Consider the following 3741-nt stretch of genomic DNA (forward strand, 5'->3'; position numbering starts at 1 on the left):
AGCCAAACAAACCGTGTCTCAAAAAATGAGACGATTATCATTTAACGTAAGAGCTGTCTTCGATTATCTGAAAATGACGAAAAGATTTCAACCTGTGGTTCTAAATAATTGAAGCTTATATTTAGAACAAATTTACCGTGCTGTGCCGGTGGCACTGACTTTTTTTTGCTTGACCTAAACAGCTATGTTACTTATACTTCAATTATTTTAAAAAAGCTTCTCCACCAAGACCTCCTAACGTCTCGTGGAATAAGAGGAGATTCTTTCATGATTGCTTCAGGAACGTTGGCCCTAATGGGAACCGAGGAAGCCAAGCAGGTAATGCAGGCAGCTCTGGGACGTTTGAAGGCTGATCTCGTCATTGTTCACGCCAAACTGGCAAACGTATATACCGGGGAATGGCTGGACGATTATGCAGTGGCCGTTAAAGGAAAATGGATTGTTTATGTGGGGAAAGACCCACAGTATAATATCGGCCGGGAAACCACAGTAATTGATGCGGCTGGAAGCCCTCTCATTCCGGGTTTTATCGATGGTCACACCCATCTCTCTCATAAATATGACTCAGCGGAATGTTCCCGATATGCAATCAAGGGCGGAACGACTACGATAATTTACGAGACACAGGAGGCCCACCTCGTGGGCGGCTATGAGGCTGCTGTGGACTACCTGGAGTCTTTTGCCGGCCAGCCGGTCAAGTTTTTCGGCACCATAGCTGCCATGGTGTCCATCAGCAGCACTTGTAACGGCCTGCCTCTGGGAATACTGATCAAACTGCTTCAGCGTGATGACGTGATCGGCTTGGGTGAAGCATACTGGCAGGCTGTCATGCAGAATCCGGATCAGTTCCTACCCCTCTTTGCCGAGACCCTGCGTTGCGGAAAGCTTATCGAAGGCCACAGCGCCGGGGCAAGCGGCCGAAAGCTGATGGCCTATTCAGCAACAGGAATTACATCCTGCCATGAACCAACCACAGCGGAAGAGGCCCTGGAAAGACTACGGATAGGCCTATACGTCATGGTCAGGGAGGGAAGTATTCGGCAGGAGCTTGACGACATCGCCCGCCTAAAAGATATGGACATTGACTTCCGCAGACTGATCCTGGCCACGGACGGCGTTGATCCCAAGGATATGGTGGCAAAGGGATATATGGAATTTATTGTGCAAAAGGCCATCGATAAAGGTTTTAAGATAATGGATGCTGTGCGGATGGCTACCATCAATGTAGCCGAGCATTTTTCCCTGGATGGAACTCTGGGGGGAATTGCCCCAGGAAAGTACGCTGATATGATTATTATCCAGGACATGAAAACCATAGCGCCCCGTTATGTGATCAGTAACGGCCGCGTAGCGTTAACTGAGGGCGTGCTTACGGTAAGCCCGCGCAAGCACGCCTATACCGAAGCCAGCCGCCACAGCATCCATCTGCCCCTGGATCTAAAGGCTGAAGATTTTTGCCTTTCCGTTGAAGGCAATGCGGTGCAGGTCAAGGTACGAATCATAGACCAGATTACGGAGCTGGTTACAAGAGAATTGCAGATGGAGATGCCCGTTATAAACGGCGAAATCATTGTAGATGTGGCGCAAGATATTATCAAGGTAGCCGCCATCGACAGACGACTCTCCCCGGGAAGAAAATTCGTCGGACTCTTACGCGGATTTCATATGCGGGAGGGAGCTTTTGCTACCAGCGCAGCCTGGGACTCCTCGGATATTATCGTCATTGGCGTCCATGATGCCGATATGGCGCTAGCCGTAAATAGAATCCATGCACTGCAGGGGGGGATAGTAGTATCAAGGGGTGGCCAGATAATCGCAGAGTTGCCTCTACCCGTTTTGGGGCTGATCTCTGATGAGCCCATGGAGAGCCTATCTAAAAAGCTGGATGAAATCAATACAGCCGCTTTCGCTCTGGGCATTTCTTTTTCCAATCCCTCGTTAACATTGGATACCCTCTCCACGGCGGCCATTCCTTATTTCCGGATATGTGAAGAAGGACTGGTTAATCTCAAAGACGGAAAGACGGTTGGCCTGATAGTGCTTTAGCCAACATGTGCGTCTCATATATATGTCTCAGAGGTGGTTATGTCCTTAATGGTTCTTCGATAGGAGAAAAATCTCAAACATCTCAGATCCAGGCGGGAGGTCGGAAACGTTACTCATTATCTTTCCGGTAGGTTAATCTCCATTTGCACCAGATGCCGGACGGATGCTCGTCGGGAGGGCAGAAGAGGCACTCAACGCTCACCGCGGGGTCGATCGTTTTCGCCAGGATTTCGTAACAGGCCATCCCCATTCCCTTGCAGGGAAACTCCGCTCTGCCCGCTCTCAGCCTTCCTTCCTGTGGCCGGCAGGAAGGCACCCACATGATAGCGGCTTCCCATCCCTCTCCCTCCAGAGCATACCGGTAGGGCATGGCGGGATCGAATACGGCAAAACGAAGCGCCTTCAACACTCCTTTCACCCCTCCTCCCTCAATGCCCATATATTTCTTAATTCTCTGTGCCTGGATGAAGGCCATCTTCTGCCACATTTTCAGATCCATATCGAGAGCAGTCTCCAGTCCGTAAGCATCCTCTACCAGGGTAAACCATAAACCGTCCACGGTAAGCCAGTTCACGGAAAACATCTCGATGACCTTAAGTAGTTCCTGCTTGCTAAGCTGTGCCAGTGTATTATCCATTTTCTCCCTCCTCGAAAAAGCATACCTGTCAGAAGTTTTCGCTTATTTTAGCCTGCGTTCCAAAAAAATAATAATCAAAACACTTTGAGCAGTTGATTGGCATTTAAGCCAAGTATTCCTTCGATAACAAAAGGGTCAAGAGGCAGGGTTTTTATGTATTCCACATTCTTTTTAATGGATGTTACATCCGGATAATCCGATCCGAAAATTATTTTAGATCCAATCTTTCCAAGACGGGGGAAATATTCAAGGAGCTTAGACGGAGGCAAGCCTGAAATTTCAAGAAATATGTTTTTGTGCAAAGAAGCCATCGTAAATGCTTTGTTATACCAGAATCCTCTTCCCGCATGGGCCATGACAATATTGAGTTTTGGAAAATCCACGGCTACCTCATCAAGATAAATGGGATCACAATATTTAAGCTTAGTTCCCTCAAATACAGAAGTTCCTATATGATATAGTATCGGTATGCCCAATCTCTGAGCACTTGCATAAAGAGGGTACAGGTTTTGCTGGTTCGGGTAAAAATGCTGATAGCTTGGCCACAGCTTTAATCCTTTAAAGCCTTGTTTAACAAGTTTTTCCAGCATCACATCCATATGAATATCTAACGCGGGGTTTATGCTGCAAAAAGGGATCAGCCTTGGTTCTCCCTTGCACAGTGAAGTCAAAAATTCGTTTGACACTATCCCTGTTACAGTTGGTATTCTTTCAGCAAGCAATACCACATAGTCTATTTCTTCCTCATCAAGAAAAGATAGTATGTCGCTGGCGGTGGGAATGCCTGCAAATCGTTTGGCCCATACAGGGTTCCTTTTTTTCAACAACCCCATAGGCTGGGGCAAAAAGTCAAAGACCGGACTGACCGGATGATAGTGAAAATCAATAATTTTCATCACTGTTTAAACCTTTATAATATTTTGGTAGCGTCGTCAATAGGAGACCTGGAATAATGCCCTCCAGTATTATGAACATTAAGCCTTCCTTTCATTGTATTCGTACACCATCTTTTTTGAATGTCAAGAAAAAACTTGTCCCCTCTCTTAAAAAGCAAAATT

The 3741-nt window shown here is 46.9% G+C and carries 3 protein-coding genes; 1 reads left to right on the top strand and 2 read right to left on the bottom strand.

What is annotated here, in order from left to right:
• The first annotated feature begins 165 nt into the window (after positions 1-165).
• Positions 166-2046: an adenine deaminase C-terminal domain-containing protein gene (locus tag VXK47_RS11825; protein WP_435548987.1), complete on the top strand. Its 1881-nt coding sequence runs from the start codon at positions 166-168 to the stop codon at positions 2044-2046.
• A 109-nt stretch (positions 2047-2155) separates the two neighbouring features.
• Here the strand turns inward: VXK47_RS11825 and VXK47_RS11830 are convergent, their stop codons facing one another.
• Together VXK47_RS11830 and VXK47_RS11835 are read right to left on the bottom strand one after the other, a co-directional pair.
• Positions 2156-2683, bottom strand: a complete 528-nt coding sequence (locus VXK47_RS11830; RefSeq protein ID WP_435548988.1) for a DUF6125 family protein — start codon at positions 2681-2683, stop codon at positions 2156-2158.
• A 74-nt stretch (positions 2684-2757) separates the two neighbouring features.
• Complete coding sequence (locus VXK47_RS11835; protein WP_435548989.1) at positions 2758-3579, bottom strand: amidohydrolase family protein; 822 nt, start codon at positions 3577-3579, stop codon at positions 2758-2760.
• Positions 3580-3741: the final 162 nt, after the last annotated feature.

The sequence above is a fragment of the Desulfobacterium sp. N47 genome, assembly GCF_051233685.1.
Taxonomy (GTDB): Bacteria; Desulfobacterota; Desulfobacteria; order Desulfobacterales; family RPRI01; genus RPRI01.